The following is a 15,267-nucleotide window of genomic DNA, read 5'->3' as shown; positions in this document are numbered from 1 at the left end:
CCGGCCGGCGTCCCGGGTCCCGGGTCTCGGGTCTCGGGACACCGTTCAGCGCGGGCGCGCTGCGCGTGGGGCGTCGTGGTGGCCGGCTTCGCGATCCGGGGCCGCCCCGGCCTGTGGACGTGGGTGCGGCTGCGGACGCGGGTCCGGCGAGTTTCCGCGTCCGGTGGGCGAGGGGCCGGCCGGGCAGCCGGGTCGGCCGGCCTCGGAGCCCTGGTCGCGGCCCTTCGGGCCTTTCCCGTGCCCGCCTTTCCCGTGCCCGCCTCCGGCACCGTCGTGCCCGCCTTTTCCCGGCCCGTCGTGCCCGTCGTCACCGTTGTGCCCGACCTCACCGGCGGGGTGCGGATCGTCGGGTTCGGGGTCCGTCGTCTGCGGGAGCTCGGGATCGGGACGGTCGGCGGGCGGGGTGGGTTCCGGCGTGCCGGGCGTGCCACCGGGGACGTCGTCGCGCGGCGTCTTCTGCGGGGGCTCCGCAGGAGTCTCGTCCGCCGGAGCGGGTGTGGGTCGCGCCGCGGGTTCCGCGGCGGGCGCGGGCTGTCGCGCCGCCTGGTCGGCCGCGCCGGTGCCGCCCCGCGGCGCGCCGACCCTCTCCGGTGCGCGCGGGGCCGCTCCCTCGACGTCGGTCTCCTGCGCCGAAGGGCCGGCGTCCTCGGCCCGCGCCGCGGTCGGTGACGGCGGCGGTGACACCGCTGTCCCGGCCACCGGACCCCGGTCGAGCGGGGCTTCGGCCGCCGGCGCCCCGGCCGCCGGCGGGTGCGGCGCCGGCGCGGAGTCCGGCCAGCCGAGGACGAGACACGCCACGGCGGCGCCCACCACGAGCGCGCCCGCCGTCGCCGCGGGTGTCCTGGCACCGGCCGACACGGCATGACGCATCCCGTGCAGCACGCCCGCACCGTGGCCGCCGACCAGGCCGGTCGCGCCGGCCGGCGCCGCGGTGAAGACCGGCAGGAACTTGGCGCCACCGCCCAGGGCGAGGACGAGCAGGGCCGGGCCGACGAACGCGGGCAACCGGTCGTTGGCGCTCATCAGCGCGGCGAGCGCCGTCCGGCACGCGTCGCACGAGTCCACGTGCCCGAGCAGCCGTTCGCTCTGGCGCGCGGTCGCGGCGCCACGGACGTACGCCGGCATCCGGGCCCAGTGGACCTGGCACGCGGGGTCGTCCGGAGCGCCGGTCTGCGCCCGGAGGAAGGCCTGGCGCATGCCTTCGCGCGCCCGGTGCAGGAGGACGGCCGTCGCACCGTCCTTGGTGCCGAGCTGCGGCCCGATCGCCGCCAGCGGCTGCCCCTCCGCCTCCGCCAGCCACAGCGCCTTCGCCCAGCGCTCCGGCAACTGGCCCAGCACCCGGACCACCAGATCGATGCCGGCCACCCGCTCGGCCGGATCCTCCCCGTGCGTGCCCGTCTCTGCCCGGTCCTGTGCCTGCGGGTCGCTCGGGGCCTCGCGCGTCGTGGTCCCGGACGCGATCGCGAGATGCCGCACCGTCGTCCGCAGGTAGGCCGGCACGTTGTCGATCTCGTGCCCCGCGGCCAGCCGGCGCCACACACGGAAGTGGGCCTCGGCGACGAGGTCCTCGGCGGTCCAGGCGTTCCTGGTGAGCGAGCGGGCGTACGCGACGAGCCGGGGCTGCTGCTCCGCGTAGATCCGGGAGTACTCGGCGGTGGCGGCAGCGGCAGCGTCAGTAGTGGCGCCGGTGGCCTTGGAGGGCGGGGCGGGCACCGTGGAAGACCTGTCGGTCATGGAGGAAGGCTCCAGTCGCCGGGCGAGGGGCGGAAGGCTCCGCGGAAGGCTGTGTGAGCCTAGATGCCAGAACTTTCAACTAAAGTTGCGATCGGCCAGAGATGTGACTCACCTCACCTCACCTCACCTCACCGCGACGCGACCGGGCGGGGCGGGGCGCGCGGGTCCAGCCGAGCAGCAGCACCGAGCACACCGCGGCGAAGGCGCACCAGGTGGACACGAACTCCAGCCGCCACAGCGCGAAGCACCCCGCCGCCCCCACGGCGACCACCGCGCCCAGGGCCCGCAGCCGGCGGTCGCCCGACAGGAGCAGCGCACCGACCGTCGCCACCAGATAGCCCGCGACCAGGACCGGCGGGTACGGCAGATCGACGAGGTAGCCGACCCGGTGCCCGCGGATCTCGGCGGTCACCGAACCGGCGGCGATGCCGTACGCGAGCGGCACGGCGGTCGCGAGGCCGACGGCCAGCGCGAACGAGGCGCCGCGCCGGGCGGACGGCGGGGCCGCGCACCACACCCCCGCGGGCACCCACACCGCCAGCAGCGGCAGCGCGATCACGGTCCAGACGACGGTGGCGGCTCCGCCGCCCCCGCCCGCGTCCCAGACGAGGGCCTCCACGATCTGGTGCGCCCCGAGGAGCAGCGGCAGCGCGGCCAGCGGAAGGTCCCGGCGGCCGCGGACCCGCGCCACGCCGACCCCGCCGAGGGCGAGCAGCCCGGCACCCGCCACCACATCGGCCGTCGCGCTCCAGCACATCGCGTCCCCAGGGTTCGACCGTCCTCCGCCTGCGTTGCCCCGTGCATGCCACGCTACGTCCGGTTGCCGCAACGCACCCGCAGGAGCGGCGTTAGGCTGCCGTGGACGGGTAGGGGCCGCCCAAGGGCGGTCCGAGAGAAGGCGGCGGCCGACGGCCGCACGGTCGCCGGGACACGCCGGCGCACAGCGAAGGAGGCCGCGGGTGGTGAACGCCCCGCAGAGAGCGGGCGGATTCGGGCTGCCGCACGGCGGGACCGCCGTACTGGAGGTGATTCCGCTGCCCGGCCGGCCCGGCATCCGGGCCCGGGGCGAGATCAGCTCGGTCACCCGCTCACCGTGGGAAGAGGCCCTGGCGGGCCTGGCCCGGCGACACGCCGACGTGTCCTACGTGGAGCTGTCGGAGGTCGGGTTCGTGGACGTGGCCGGAGTCGCGGCGCTCGCCGTCACGGCCCTGGGCCTGCCCGGAGGCCGGGTGGTCGTCGAGCATCCGCCGCCGCAGGTTTCGAGGGTGCTGAGCCTGTTCTGGCCGGGCCTGCACCGGATCGAGGTGTCGCCGCGATGAGCACGGTCGCGATCCACGAGAAGTTCGAGCACCCCGCGCTGTTCTACCGCTCCGCGCGGGAGTACGTGGACCGGACGGTGTCGTTCGTCCAGGAGGGCCTGGACGTCGGCGAGCCGGTCGCGGTGGCCGTGCCCGGCCCCAACCTCGAGCTGATCAGGGAGGCCCTCGGCGCGGACGCGCGGGCCGTCCTCCTGCTGGACATGGCCGAGGCGGGCCGCAACCCGGGCCGGATCATTCCCAAGGTGCTCCGCGGATTCGCCGACGGCCACCGGCACGGCCGGGTGCGGATCATCGGCGAGCCGGTCTGGCCGGGCCGCAGCGCCCTGGAGTACCCCGCGTGCGCACAGCACGAGGCCCTGATCAACGCGGCCTTCGAGGGCCGGGCGGTGACCGTCCTGTGCCCTTACGACGAGACCCGCCTGGACGAAGAGGTGCTGGCCGACGCGCGCATCACCCACCCGACCGTACTGACCGGCGACACGGAGTCGGCGAGCGACGTCTACGACTGGCGTTCCGTCGTCGCCCGCTACAACCGGCCGCTGCCGCCCGTGCCGGACGCCGCGACGTTCTCCTTCGGCGCGCAGGAGCTGGCCGCGGCCCGCGCCTTCGCGGCCGACGCGGCCGGACGGCTGGGCCTGGCGGGGCAGCGGCTGACCGACGCCGAGCTGGCGGTGGCGGAGCTGACGACCAACAGCGTGGTGCACGGCGGAGGACGCGGAACGCTCGCCGTCTGGGCGGACGGGGGACAGGTCGTGTGCGAGGTCCGGGACGCGGGCCGGATGATCGACCCGCTGGCCGGCCGCAGGCCGCCCGAGCACGGTCAGATCGGCGGCCGGGGCCTGATGCTGGTGCACTACGTGGCCGACCTGGTGCGGACGCACACCGCCGACGACGGGACGACCGTTCGCTTCTACCTCGACCGGGTGGACCGCCTCGGCGATGCCGACCCCCTCGGCCGCGTCGGCCGCGTCGGCCGCGTCGGTCGCTGAGGGCGCGAACGCTCCGCCTCCTCCGGGCCGGCCGCGCGACCGCGGCGGCCCTTCCGCGCCGCGACGCAGCCGGGTGAAGCCTGAAGCGCCGTCAGCTCCACGGGGCATGCATGTGGTCTCCGCCGTATCCGGCCGGGTCGGCGGACACGACGCGCTGGAGGCGAGAGTGATGAACGAACGAGCCGGACAGGCCGGTCCCCCCACCCTCAGGGTCCCGGTCCTCATCGTCGGCGGCTCCCTGGTGGGTCTGGCGACCTCGCTGTTCCTCGGACGGCTGGGAGTGCCGCACCTGCTGGTGGAGCGCCACGCCGGCACCTCCATCCATCCGCGCGGCCGCGGCAACAACGTCCGCACGATGGAGCTGTTCCGGGTGGCGGGCGTGGAGCGGGGGATCCAGGACGCGGCGGCCACGCTGGCCGACAACCACGGCATCCTGCAGGCGCCGACCCTCGTCGGCGACGCCGGCGAATGGCTGTTCCGGGACATCGACCCGGGTGGCGGCCTGGCCCGCTTCAGCCCCAGCTCCTGGTGCCTGTGCAGCCAGAACGACCTGGAGCCGGTGCTGCTCGAGCACGCCCGACGGCTCGGCGGCGACGTGCGCTTCTCCACCGAACTCATGTCGTTCGAGGCCGACGCCCACGGCGTCAGCGCGGTGGCCAAGAGCCGGGAGACCGGCGAGCACCTCGCCGTCCGCGCGGACTACCTCGTCGCCGCCGACGGCCCTCGCAGCCCCGTCCGGGAGCAGCTCGGCATCGGGCAGAGCGGCCCCGGCGACCTGTTCCACAACGTCAGCCTCACCTTCCGCTCCCGGGGCCTCGCCGACGTCGTGGGAGAGCGCCGGTTCATCGTCTGCTACCTGACCAGTCCGGACGCCGACGGCGCCCTGCTGCCGGTGGACAACCGCGAGAACTGGGTCTTCCACGCTCCCTGGCACCCCGAAGACGGTGAGACGCTCGAGGAGTTCACCGACGAGCGGTGCGTCGAGCACATCCGCCGCGCGGTCGGGGTCGCCGACCTCGACGTGGAGATCACCGGCAAGGCGCCCTGGCACGCCGCCCAGCGCGTCGCCCGCAGCTACCGGTCCGGCCGGGTGTTCCTGGCCGGCGACTCGGCGCACGAGATGTCGCCGACCGGGGCGTTCGGCTCCAACACCGGCATCCAGGACGCGCACAACCTCGCCTGGAAGCTGGCCGCCGTGCTCGACGGCTGGGCGGGGGACGAGCTGCTCGACACCTACGACGCCGAGCGCCGCCCCGTCGCGGAGGCCACCAGCGCCCGCGCCGCCGCCCGGTCGGCCGAGCACAGCCACCCCGGCTTCGCCCCGCCGCCCGGCTCCGGGGGCGGCCCGCAGCGCGGCATCCTGAACGTGGCCCTCGGCTACCGCTACCCGCAGGGCGCCGTCGTCGGCGCCGACGACACGGTCCCGGTCGTCCCGGAGAGCCTCGACCTGAGCGGCGCACCCGGCAGCCGGGCACCCCACCTGTGGGTGCGGCGCGGGGACGAACGGATCTCCACCCTGGACCTCTACGAGCGGTCCCTGGTCCTGCTCAGCGACGCCGCCCGGCCGAGCGGCTGGCACGAGGCCGCCGGCCGCCTCGCCCGGGAGCTGTCGCTGCCGCTCAAGTCGTACCGGATGGGCGACGGCCCCGACGCCGACCTCACGCCCGAGGGCGACGCCGACTGGGCGGAGCGCCACGGCACGCCCCGCGGCGGCGCCGTGCTGGTACGGCCCGACGGGTTCGTCGCCTGGCGGTCGCCGGGGCCGGACCCGGACGCCGAGTCCACGCTGCGCCGCGTCCTGCAGACCGGTCTGGGGCTGGGCTGACCCGGCGTCCTTCACCCGTGTGAACGTCCCGAGTGGTGCCGCGGCGACCGTCGGCTGACGGTTGATCACGTCCCGGTCGGGTCGGACGAGCTGACGAGGTGTCGGTTGCCCGGCCGTGACGGAAAGGCCATCAGATGCGCACTGCCCGGATGATCCTGGCCACCGCGGCGGTCTCGGCCGCCCTCGCCCTCGGCGCCCCGGGCGCCCACGCGGCCGGCGTGGACCCGGACCACGGCTCCTCCGTCAGCGAGGAGGAGGGTTCCTGGTCCGGCAAGGAGGACCACGGCAAGGCAGAGCACGGTAAGGACGAGCACGGCAGGGGGGGAGCACCAAGGACCGCACGGCGGCATGCACACCGGCGGCGGCGCCCTCGCCGGCCCCTCGGTGACCGCGGCCGGACTCGCCGTCCTCGCCGTCGCCGGCGCGGGCCTGTGCGCCCTGCGCCGCCGGACCGCCGCCGACGCGGCCTGACCATGCCGGACGCGATAGCGAAACCGCGGCCGCCGCCCGCGTAGCCGTGCGGCGGCCCGGCCCGCTCCCCGCACCCGCCCGCCCCGCTGCCGCGCCCGAATGAGGTGTTCCACCTATGGCAGTCCCCCCGTCACCGTCCTCCCCTCCTCCCTCTTCCTCCCCTTCGTCCTCCGACGCGCCCGACGCCTCCGCGCCTTCCGCGCAGTCGGCGGAGGGAGGCTCCCGCACCGGCGTGATGATGCTCTGCGCCACCGTCGCCGTCTTCCTCGCGATCAGTCTGTGCGGCGGCAACGAGCCGTCGTCCGGCGCCGGACGCCCCCCGCACGCCCCGCCCGCCGCCTCCGGTCCGGCCACCCGTGCCGACGCGCCACCGGCCCCGTCCTCGTCGCGCGCCCGTGACGAGGAGCCGTCGGGCAGGCACCTGCGCCGATCGCGACCGGTACGCCTGCTCATCCCGAAGATCTCGGTCGACGCGCCCTTCACCGACCTCGCCATCGGCCGCAGCGGCCGGCTGGACCCGCCCCCCGCGGACGACGTCAACCTGGTCGGCTGGCACGCCAAGGGCGCCTCTCCCGGCGAGGCGGGCACCGCGATCATCGCCGGGCACGTCGACACCAAGACGTCCCCCGCCGTCTTCGCCGGGCTCAGCTCGCTCACCGAGGGCGACGTCTTCCAGGTCCGGCGGGCCGACGGCAGCAAGCCGTCCTTCCGGGTGGACAGCGTGGAGACGTTCGAAAAGGACGACTTCCCCGACGAACGCGTGTACGGCGACACACCCGACGCCGAGGTGCGGCTCATCACCTGCGCGGGGGAGTACGACCGCCGGGCCAAGGACTACACGGACAACCTGGTGGTCTTCGCGCATCTCCTGTGACGTCGGCCCGCCCAGTCACCCACGTAGTTCATCCCCGGTCGCGCGCTCACGGGGACGGGCACACGATCGAGGAACGCTGACGTCGCATCACGCGGCCGACGTTCCCTTCCCCCTCCGTGAAGGAGATGTGCGCAGGATGACCACCACGTCCGAACGTGTTGCAGGCTCGCGGGCGCGACAGGCGTCGCAACGTGTCTCCCAGTCCGTGTTCGACGGCTCCCGGCTCCGGGTCGTCCTGCTGGTCGACGTCTACGACGGCGCCCAGCAGCAGTTCCTGGAGGCCTACGAGCAGCTCTGCAACCAGGTCGCGTCCGTCCCCGGGCACGTGAGCGACCAGCTGTGCCAGTCCATCGAGAACCCCTCCCAGTGGCTCATCACCAGCGAGTGGGAGAGCGCGCCGCCGTTCCTCGCCTGGGTGAACAGCGAGGAACACGTGCGGATGGTGGAGCCGCTGCACAGCTGCGTCCGCGACACCAGGTCGCTGCGCTTCCACGTGGTCCGCGAGACCGGCGGACCCGCGGCGGACGCGAAGGCGAACGGCCGGCGGCTGCAGACCTCGCCCCGGATCGGCGACGGCGTGATCCGCCACGCGCTCACCTTCACCGTCAAGCCGGGCAGCGAGGACATCGTCGCCAAGATCCTGGCCGACTACGCCTCGCCCGAGCCGCAGGTCGACGATACCACCCGGCTGTGCCGCACTTCGCTGTTCATGCACGGCAACCGCGTGGTACGGGCCATCGAGGTGCGGGGCGACCTGCTGTCCGCGCTGCGCCACGTCTCCCGCCAGCCCGAGGTGCGGGCCGTCGAGGAGGCCATCAACCCCTATCTGGAGCAGGACCGGGACCTCAACGACCCCGAGTCCGCGCGGGTCTTCTTCACCCGCGCCGCGCTGCCCGCCGTCCACCATGTGACGGCGGACCGGCAGGACCCCCAGGCCGAGCGGTACGCCCTGTACTACCCGGCCCGGCCGGACCGCGGCATGAAGCTGGCCGAACTGCTCGCCCGGCAGGACGAGGCGGCGGCCGACGACCCGCGCAACCCGGTGCTGCGCAGCACGATCTTCCAGCGCGACGACGTCGTCGTACGGCTGATCGACGTGCGCGGCGGACTCGACGGCGCCGACCCCGGCCAGGCCCTCGGCCTCTCCGACCCCGCGCAGGCCGCCGAGCTGACGACCCTTGCCGAAGGCGTCGCCGGCGCGGCCCCGGCCGGCGCGAAGGACGCCCCGCTCGCGCGGTTCCTCGAGCGCGCGCGCATGGACCTCGTCACCGACCGTCGGTCGCCCGACGCCTGATCCGCCATCACGTGGGCCGGGGCGGCGACCCGCCCCGCCCACCTCGGTGCAGTACACCATCGGAGGAACGTCGTGATCACATCCCGTCCCAGAGTCGTGGATCTCAGCGAGGTCGAGCCCAACACCCGCCGCGGCGGCGACCTGCGCGCCATGCTCACCCCTGCCACCGTCGGCTCGACCAGCGGTTTCATGGGCGTGGCCATCATCAAGCCCGGCGACCGCATCGGTGAGCACTACCACCCGTACTCCGAGGAGTTCGTGTACGTCGTGTGCGGGCAGCTGGAGGTCGACCTCGACGGCGAGGCCCAGGCGCTGCAGCCCGAGCAGGGTCTGCTGATCCCGCTCGGCATGCGCCACCGCTTCCGCAACGTCGGCAAGGTGGAGGCCCGGATGGTCTTCCACCTCGGCCCGCTGGCCCCGAGCCCGCCGCTCGGCCACGTCGACACCGAGGGGACCGGCGCCGAGGCCGTGGTGGTCGGCGCCGAGGCCGCCGGCCGACGTCAGGTCCGGTCATGACGAGACGGGTGGCGGTCACCGGCATAGGCATCGTCGCCCCCGGCGGCATAGGCGTCCCCGCGTTCTGGAACCTCCTCGTCGAGGGCCGCACGGCGACGCGGGGCATCACGTTCTTCGACCCGGCCGGTCTGCGGTCGCGGATCGCCGCCGAGTGCGACTTCGACCCGGCGGCGCACGGACTGGACGCCGGGGACGTCGAACGCTGCGACCGCTACATCCAGTTCGCCATGGTCGCCGGCGACGAGGCGGTCCGCGACGCCGGTCTCGACCTCGCTGCGCAGAACCCGTGGCGGGTCGGCGTCTCCCTGGGCACCGCGGTCGGCGGGACCACCCGGCTGGAGAACGACTACGTGCTGGTCAGCCATCACGGACAGCGCTGGGACGTCGACCATCGGCAGGCCGCCCCGCAGCTGCACCGCGCGTTCACGCCCAGCACCCTCGCCTCGACGGTGGCCGAGCGGTTCGGTGCGCGGGGGCCCGTGCAGACCGTCTCCACGGGGTGCACCTCCGGCCTCGACGCCGTCGGGTACGCCTTCCACACGGTGCAGGAGGGCCGGGCCGACATCTGCATAGCCGGCGCCTCGGACTCGCCGATCTCCCCGATCACCATGGCCTGCTTCGACGCGATCAAGGCGACCTCCTGCAACAACGACGACCCCGCGCACGCCTCGCGTCCCTTCGACGCCGACCGCGACGGGTTCGTGATGGGGGAGGGCGGCGCGGTGCTCGTCCTGGAGGAGCTGGAGCACGCGCGGGCCCGTGGCGCGCACGTGTACTGCGAGCTCGGCGGGTACGCCACCTACGGCAACGCGTACCACATGACCGGCCTGACCGGTGAGGGCCTGGAGATGGCCCGGGCCATCGAGGACGCCCTCGACCACGCGCGGACCGACGCCTGCGCGGTCGACTACGTCAACGCGCACGGGTCGGGCACCAAGCAGAACGACCGCCACGAGACCGCCGCGGTGAAGCGGGTCCTGGGCCGGCACGCCTACGACACCCCCATGAGCTCCATCAAGTCGATGGTGGGCCACTCCCTGGGCGCCATCGGAGCGATCGAACTCGTGGCCTGTGTCCTGGCGTTGGCGCACCAGGTGGTACCGCCGACCGCGAACTACGAGACGCCCGACCCCGAGTGCGACCTGGACTACGTCCCGCGCGTGGCCCGTGAGCGCAAGCTCTCCAGCGTGCTCTCGGTGGGCAGCGGGTTCGGCGGATTCCAGTCCGCGGTGGTCATGAACCGGCCGAGGGAGAAGACACGATGAGCGAACCCCTGCCACGGCGCGCGGCCGTCACGGGAATCGGCGTGGTCGCGCCCAACGGAGCCAGCACCGAGACCTTCTGGAAGTCCGCGAAGGAGGGCATCAGCGTCCTGGAGCGGATCACCCGCGAGGGCTGTGAGCACCTCCCGCTGCGGGTGGCCGGCCAGGTCCGCGACTTCGACCCGTCGGCGGCGATCGAGGAGCGCTACCTCGTCCAGACCGACCGGTTCACGCACTTCGCGATGGCCGCCGCCGACCTCGCGCTGGACGACGCCGGCCTCGGCCGGCCGGAGACCGACGCCGCGCCGTACTCCGTCGGCGTGGTCACCGCGGCCGGCTCCGGCGGCGGCGAGTTCGGCCAGCGCGAGCTCCAGCAGCTGTGGAGCTTGGGGAGCCGTTACGTCGGCCCGTACCAGTCCATCGCCTGGTTCTACGCCGCCAGCACCGGACAGATCTCCATTCGCCGCGGGTTCAAGGGCCCCTGCTCGGTCGTCGCCGCCGACGAGGCCGGCGGCCTCGACGCCCTCGCCCACGCGGCGCGGGCCGTGCGGCGCGGCACCGACGTGATCGTGGCCGGCGCGACCGAGGCGCCGATCGCGCCGTACTCGATGGTCTGCCAGCTCGGCTACGAGGAACTCAGCACGGTCGACGACCCGGCCCGTGCCTACCGCCCGTTCACGTCGGCGGCCTGCGGGTTCGTACCGGCCGAGGGCGGCGCCATGGTCGTGGTGGAGGCGGCGGAGACCGCCCGGGCGCGCGGCGCGCGGGTGCGGGCCTTCCTCGCCGGGCACGCTGCCACCTTCACCGGCGCCTCCCGCTGGGAGGAGTCCCGGCAGGGCCTCGCCGAGGCGATCCGGGGAGCACTGGAGGAGGCGGACTGCGCCCCGGAGGAAATCGACGTGGTCTTCGCCGACGCGCTCGGCGTCCCGGCGGCGGACCGCGCCGAGGCCCTGGCCATCGTCGACGCACTCGGCCCGCACGGCGCCCGGGTGCCCGTCACCGCGCCCAAGACCGGTATCGGCCGCGGCTACTGCGCGGCGCCGCTGATGGACACCGCGGCGGCGGTGCTCGCCATGGAGCACGGCCTGATCCCGCCCACTCCCAACGTCTTCGACATCTGCCATGACCTCGACCTCGTGACCGGCCGCGCCCGTACCGCGCAGGTGCGCACGGCCCTGGTCCTGAGCCGGGGGCTCATGGGCTCCAACTCGGCGCTGGTGCTGCGGCACGGCGTCGCCGACGCCTCGTAGCGGGGCGTCGCGCAGCAGGGAAGCAGCAGAGGAGAGGAACCCCATGACCGACCGCATCACCGTGGAAGAGCTGGCCGAACTCATGAAGAAGTCCGCCGGCGTCACCGTCGCGCCGGACGAGCTCCGGCAGCAGGACACCGCCTTCGCGACCCTGGGCGTGGACTCGCTCGGGCTGCTGGGCATCGTGGGCGAGCTGGAGAACCGGTACGGCACGCCGATGCCCCCGGACGCCGAGCGCTCCAAGACGCCCCGGCAGTTCCTCGACCTCGTCAACAGCGCACTCATGACAGGAGCGTGAGATGTCCGGACACACGCAGAACGAGATCACCATCGCGGCGCCCCTGGAACTGGTCTGGGAGATCACCAACGACCTGGAGAACTGGCCTCGGCTGTTCAGCGAGTACGCCTCGGTCGAGATCCTCTCCCGCGAGGGCCGCAGGACCACCTTCCGGCTGACCATGCATCCGGACGAGAACGGCACCGTGTGGAGCTGGGTCTCGGAGCGGGAGCCGGACCGGGACACCCGCACGGTCAAGGCCCGCCGGGTCGAGACGGGACCCTTCGACCACATGGACATCCACTGGCGGTACGAGGAGGTGCCCGGGGGCACGCGGATGGTCTGGACACAGGACTTCGCGATGAAGCCGCAGGCGCCGGTCGACGACGAGTGGATGACCGACAACATCAACCGGAACTCCAAGGTCCAGATGGCCCTGATCCGGGACCGCATCGAGAAGGCGGCCGCCGAGCGCGGCGCCACGCCCGGTCTGACCGACTGACCCGGACGGAGGACAGCCCCCCATGCCCCCCACGCACCAAGCACTGATCGTCGCCCGGATGGCCCCGGGATCGGCACCCGACATCGCCAAGGTGTTCGAGGACTCCGACCGCGGGGAGCTTCCCCGGCTCGTCGGCGTCGTCCGGCGCAGCCTCTTCCAGTTCGGCGACGTCTACATGCATCTCATCGAGTCCGAGCGCGACCCCGGGCCCGCCATCGCCAAGATCACCGGGCACCCCGAGTTCCGGGACGTCAGCGAGCGGCTGTCCTCGTACGTCAGCGCGTACGACCCCGAGACCTGGCGGTCCCCCAAGGACGCCATGGCGCAGCGCTTCTACCTCTGGGAGCGCGAGCCGGCCCGCTGAACCGTGCCGGACCACACCGGTCGCCGGGCCCGCGACGCTGCGGGCCCGGCGACCGGTGGTCTGTGGGGTACGGGGTGGCGGTCGCGCGGGGGTGGTGCGCGGACGCGACCGGATCAGCCCGGGACGTGACAGTCGAACGCGTGCAGATACGGGTTGACCGGGCTGATGTCGTCGATGACGAGCCCGGCGTCGGTCAGCCGGGAGACCATGCTCTCGGTGGTGTGCTTCGCCCCGCCGACGTTGAGCAGCAGCATCAGGTCCATGGCGGTGCTGAACCGCATCGACGGCGTGTCGTCGACGAGGTTCTCGATGACCACGACCCGGGTGCCCGGGCCGCCCGCCTCGCGGACGTTGCGCAGCGTGCGGGCGGTGCTCTCGTCGTCCCACTCGAGGATGTTCTTGATGACGTAGACGTCGGCCTCGACAGGGACCGCCTCGCGCACGTCGCCGGGCACGATCCGGGCCCGGCCCGCGAGGTCGCCGCCGGCGCGCAGCCTCGGCACCGCGTTCTCCACCACCCGGGGCAGGTCGAGCAGGGCGCCCCGCATCGCCGGGTACTTGTCCAGCAGGCTCGCCACCACGTGCCCCTGGCCGCCGCCGAGGTCGGCGACCGACGAACAACCCGACAGGTCCAGGAACTCCGCGACGTCCCGCGCCGACTGCACGCTGGACGTCGTCATCGCGCGGTTGAAGACGTCGGCCGACTCCGGGGCGTCCTCGTTGAGGTAGGAGAAGAACTCCTTGCCGTACAGGCCCTCCACGACGTTGCGCCCGGTGCGCACCGCCTCGTCCAGCAGCGGCCAGGCGTCCCAGGTCCAGGGCTCGGTGCACCACAGGGTGATGGCGCGCAGGCTGTTCGGGTCGTCCTCGCGCAGCAGCCGGGAGACGTCGGTGTGCGCGAACGTCCCGTCCGGCCGCTCGGCGAAGACGCCGTAGCAGGACAGGGCCCGCAGCAGCCGCCGCAGCTGGCGGGGCTCGGCCTTCACCGCGGCCGCGAGGTCCTCCACGGGCAGCGGGCTGTCGCCGAGGGCGTCGGCGACGCCCAGCCGGGCGGCCGCGCGCAGGGCGGCGGCGCACGCGGCCCCGAACGCGAGCTCCCGCAGCCGCATGGAGGGCGGTGGGGCGGGGGGCGGGTCCTGCTCGGGCGGGTCCGACAGCTTGCGGGACTGAACGGTCGTCATGTGCCGCCTTCCTTCGTTCTCGGATGCCGGGGGTTCGTCCTGCTTTTGGTGCTTCACGTGCTTCACGTGCTTCACGTGCTGCGGGTGCTGCGGGTGCTGCGGGGGCTGCGGGTGTCAGGGGTGCTTCGGGGCCGGGTGCGGCGCTGTCCGGTCAGCGACGGGTGCGGTCGGCCGGGCGGCACAGGCCGGCGGGCTTCGACGCCGCGCAGGCATTGCCCTCGAAGGTGTTGCCCTTGCCTGCGGTGTCCGCGTTGACCAGGTCCGCCGGGGCGTTGCCCTCGAGCGTGTTGTCGCTGATCCGGTTCCGCTCGCTCGGGGTGCCGACGAAGCTCTTGAACAGGACGATGCCGCCGGACAGCGGTGACGCGCCGACGTTGTCCCTGATGACGTTGCGGGTGATCAGACTGTCCTCGGCGCCGGTGAGGACGATGCCGGAGCCCTGCAGGGCGTCCAGCCGGGCGGTCTTCGGGCAGGACTTGTTGTTGCGCTCGATGCGGTTCTCCGTCACCGTCACCCGTCCGGCCCGCGGCTTGTTCTCGTCGCCGACGACGAACACCGCGGCGCAGTTGCCGGTGAGGCGGTTGGCCGCGAGGGTGAGGTTGCGCAGTCGGCGGACGGTGACGCCGATCCGGTTGCCCTCGAGCCGGTTGTGTTCGACGACTGTTCCCTCGGTGTCGACGGCGCCCATCTCCTCCTTGACCGAGTTGGCGAGGAAGAGGCCCGCGTCACCGTTGTCCCGTGCGGTGTTGCCCCGGAACACGCCGTGCAGGGAGCCCTCCTGGGCGATGCCCCACACCCCGTTCTTCTCGGCGGTGACGTTGCGCACGGTCAGGTTGTCGGCGGCCATGGCGTAGACGCCGGACCTGGTGAAGCCCGTGACGGTCAGGTTCGCGACGGTGACGTCCTCGACGTTGTGTTCCTTCGTGCCGAGCACGCAGACGCCGTTGCCGCTCTCGGCGCAGCCCTCGGCGGCCTTGGCGGCGGGCTCGGCGGCGGGCTTGGCGGCCGGCTTCGCGCCGGGCTTCGTCGCGGGCTTGGCCGCGGGCTTCGGCGCGGGCTCGGCGGCGCCGGCGCCGGTGGCCGTGCTCCCTGTGCCCGCCGTGGCGGCGGAGGCGGCGGCCGGTCGGATGACCGTGCCGCGGCCCATGCCGCGCAGGGTCAGTCCGGGCGTCTTCACCGTGACGCTCTCGCGGTACGTGCCGAAGGCCACCAGAACGGTGTCGCCCGGCGCCGCGGCGTCCACCGCCTGCTGGATGGATTGTCCTGGATGCACCAGGTGCACGTGGTGCGCGGTGTGCCCGGCGGTGGCGGGGGAGGCCGCGCCGAGCCCCGTCCCGAGAAGGGTCGCTGTGCACGCCAGGTACGCGATATGGCATTTCTTCATATTGCGCACGCTATGACCCGATGTC

16 protein-coding genes are annotated in these 15,267 nt (G+C 73.8%); 12 read left to right on the top strand and 4 right to left on the bottom strand.

Features of this window, described 5'->3' with window-relative positions; all coding sequences use genetic code 11:
- Positions 1-45: 45 nt before the first annotated feature.
- A complete protein-coding gene (locus QF032_RS06375; RefSeq protein WP_307055299.1) occupies positions 46-1,734 on the bottom strand; it encodes a sigma-70 family RNA polymerase sigma factor in 1,689 nt (562 codons plus the stop codon).
- A 118-nt stretch (positions 1,735-1,852) separates the two neighbouring features.
- Positions 1,853-2,491, bottom strand: coding sequence for a DUF6629 family protein (locus QF032_RS06370; RefSeq protein WP_307055297.1), 639 nt, complete (start codon positions 2,489-2,491; stop codon positions 1,853-1,855).
- A gap of 205 nt (positions 2,492-2,696) precedes the next feature.
- Between QF032_RS06370 and QF032_RS06365 the strand changes: the two genes are divergently transcribed.
- The 12 genes from QF032_RS06365 to QF032_RS06310 all read left to right on the top strand — a co-directional run bounded on the left by QF032_RS06365 (position 2,697) and on the right by QF032_RS06310 (position 12,677).
- Positions 2,697-3,053 (top strand): STAS domain-containing protein, encoded by a 357-nt coding sequence (locus QF032_RS06365; protein WP_307055296.1) that lies wholly within the window; start codon positions 2,697-2,699, stop codon positions 3,051-3,053.
- Positions 3,050-4,042 carry an anti-sigma factor RsbA family regulatory protein gene (locus QF032_RS06360; protein WP_307055294.1) on the top strand — a complete coding sequence of 331 codons (993 nt, stop codon included), beginning with the start codon at positions 3,050-3,052 and terminating at the stop codon, positions 4,040-4,042. Before QF032_RS06365 ends, QF032_RS06360 begins: the two co-directional genes overlap by 4 nt.
- A gap of 169 nt (positions 4,043-4,211) precedes the next feature.
- Positions 4,212-5,867, top strand: a complete 1,656-nt coding sequence (locus tag QF032_RS06355) for an FAD-dependent oxidoreductase (RefSeq protein WP_307040805.1) — start codon at positions 4,212-4,214, stop codon at positions 5,865-5,867.
- Positions 5,868-6,215: 348 nt separating this feature from the next.
- Positions 6,216-6,338 (top strand): hypothetical protein, encoded by a 123-nt coding sequence (locus tag QF032_RS06350; protein WP_307055292.1) that lies wholly within the window; start codon positions 6,216-6,218, stop codon positions 6,336-6,338.
- Positions 6,339-6,453: 115 nt separating this feature from the next.
- A complete protein-coding gene (locus QF032_RS06345; protein WP_373430300.1) occupies positions 6,454-7,212 on the top strand; it encodes a class F sortase in 759 nt (252 codons plus the stop codon).
- Positions 7,213-7,348: 136 nt separating this feature from the next.
- On the top strand, positions 7,349-8,506 hold the full coding sequence (locus tag QF032_RS06340; protein WP_306954450.1) for a SchA/CurD-like domain-containing protein: 1,158 nt from the start codon (positions 7,349-7,351) through the stop codon (positions 8,504-8,506).
- A gap of 72 nt (positions 8,507-8,578) precedes the next feature.
- Entirely contained in the window at positions 8,579-9,022 is a 444-nt protein-coding gene (locus QF032_RS06335; RefSeq protein WP_307040801.1) for a cupin domain-containing protein, read from the top strand.
- Positions 9,019-10,287 (top strand): beta-ketoacyl-[acyl-carrier-protein] synthase family protein, encoded by a 1,269-nt coding sequence (locus QF032_RS06330; RefSeq protein WP_307040799.1) that lies wholly within the window; start codon positions 9,019-9,021, stop codon positions 10,285-10,287. The genes QF032_RS06335 and QF032_RS06330 overlap by 4 nt, the downstream gene beginning before the upstream one ends.
- Positions 10,284-11,534 (top strand): ketosynthase chain-length factor, encoded by a 1,251-nt coding sequence (locus QF032_RS06325; RefSeq protein ID WP_307055291.1) that lies wholly within the window; start codon positions 10,284-10,286, stop codon positions 11,532-11,534. Before QF032_RS06330 ends, QF032_RS06325 begins: the two co-directional genes overlap by 4 nt.
- Before the next feature lie 43 nt (positions 11,535-11,577).
- Positions 11,578-11,832: an acyl carrier protein gene (locus QF032_RS06320; protein WP_057580843.1), complete on the top strand. Its 255-nt coding sequence runs from the start codon at positions 11,578-11,580 to the stop codon at positions 11,830-11,832.
- Position 11,833: 1 nt separating this feature from the next.
- Positions 11,834-12,313 (top strand): SRPBCC family protein, encoded by a 480-nt coding sequence (locus QF032_RS06315; RefSeq protein ID WP_306954455.1) that lies wholly within the window; start codon positions 11,834-11,836, stop codon positions 12,311-12,313.
- Positions 12,314-12,335: 22 nt separating this feature from the next.
- Complete coding sequence (locus QF032_RS06310) at positions 12,336-12,677, top strand: TcmI family type II polyketide cyclase (protein WP_307040796.1); 342 nt, start codon at positions 12,336-12,338, stop codon at positions 12,675-12,677.
- Positions 12,678-12,790: 113 nt separating this feature from the next.
- Here the strand turns inward: QF032_RS06310 and QF032_RS06305 are convergent, their stop codons facing one another.
- Complete coding sequence (locus tag QF032_RS06305) at positions 12,791-13,858, bottom strand: methyltransferase (RefSeq protein WP_307040794.1); 1,068 nt, start codon at positions 13,856-13,858, stop codon at positions 12,791-12,793.
- A gap of 151 nt (positions 13,859-14,009) precedes the next feature.
- Positions 14,010-15,242 carry a right-handed parallel beta-helix repeat-containing protein gene (locus QF032_RS06300; RefSeq protein ID WP_307040792.1) on the bottom strand — a complete coding sequence of 411 codons (1,233 nt, stop codon included), beginning with the start codon at positions 15,240-15,242 and terminating at the stop codon, positions 14,010-14,012.
- Positions 15,243-15,267: the final 25 nt, after the last annotated feature.

Source organism: Streptomyces achromogenes, from assembly GCF_030816715.1.
Lineage (GTDB): Bacteria > Actinomycetota > Actinomycetes > Streptomycetales > Streptomycetaceae > Streptomyces > Streptomyces achromogenes_A.
Note: the sequence above shows the minus strand (reverse complement) of the source record. Positions and strands in the feature narration are given on the sequence as shown.

Coding starts and splice junctions, on each gene's coding strand:
- QF032_RS06330 (WP_307040799.1), top strand. CDS start 9,019: ATGACGAGACGGGTGGCGGTCACCGGCATAGGCATCGTCGCCCCCGGC.
- QF032_RS06370 (WP_307055297.1), bottom strand. CDS start 2,491: ATGTGCTGGAGCGCGACGGCCGATGTGGTGGCGGGTGCCGGGCTGCTC.
- QF032_RS06320 (WP_057580843.1), top strand. CDS start 11,578: ATGACCGACCGCATCACCGTGGAAGAGCTGGCCGAACTCATGAAGAAG.
- QF032_RS06360 (WP_307055294.1), top strand. CDS start 3,050: ATGAGCACGGTCGCGATCCACGAGAAGTTCGAGCACCCCGCGCTGTTC.
- QF032_RS06310 (WP_307040796.1), top strand. CDS start 12,336: ATGCCCCCCACGCACCAAGCACTGATCGTCGCCCGGATGGCCCCGGGA.
- QF032_RS06355 (WP_307040805.1), top strand. CDS start 4,212: ATGAACGAACGAGCCGGACAGGCCGGTCCCCCCACCCTCAGGGTCCCG.
- QF032_RS06350 (WP_307055292.1), top strand. CDS start 6,216: ATGCACACCGGCGGCGGCGCCCTCGCCGGCCCCTCGGTGACCGCGGCC.
- QF032_RS06340 (WP_306954450.1), top strand. CDS start 7,349: ATGACCACCACGTCCGAACGTGTTGCAGGCTCGCGGGCGCGACAGGCG.
- QF032_RS06375 (WP_307055299.1), bottom strand. CDS start 1,734: ATGACCGACAGGTCTTCCACGGTGCCCGCCCCGCCCTCCAAGGCCACC.
- QF032_RS06300 (WP_307040792.1), bottom strand. CDS start 15,242: ATGAAGAAATGCCATATCGCGTACCTGGCGTGCACAGCGACCCTTCTC.
- QF032_RS06315 (WP_306954455.1), top strand. CDS start 11,834: ATGTCCGGACACACGCAGAACGAGATCACCATCGCGGCGCCCCTGGAA.
- QF032_RS06305 (WP_307040794.1), bottom strand. CDS start 13,858: ATGACGACCGTTCAGTCCCGCAAGCTGTCGGACCCGCCCGAGCAGGAC.
- QF032_RS06345 (WP_373430300.1), top strand. CDS start 6,454: ATGGCAGTCCCCCCGTCACCGTCCTCCCCTCCTCCCTCTTCCTCCCCT.
- QF032_RS06325 (WP_307055291.1), top strand. CDS start 10,284: ATGAGCGAACCCCTGCCACGGCGCGCGGCCGTCACGGGAATCGGCGTG.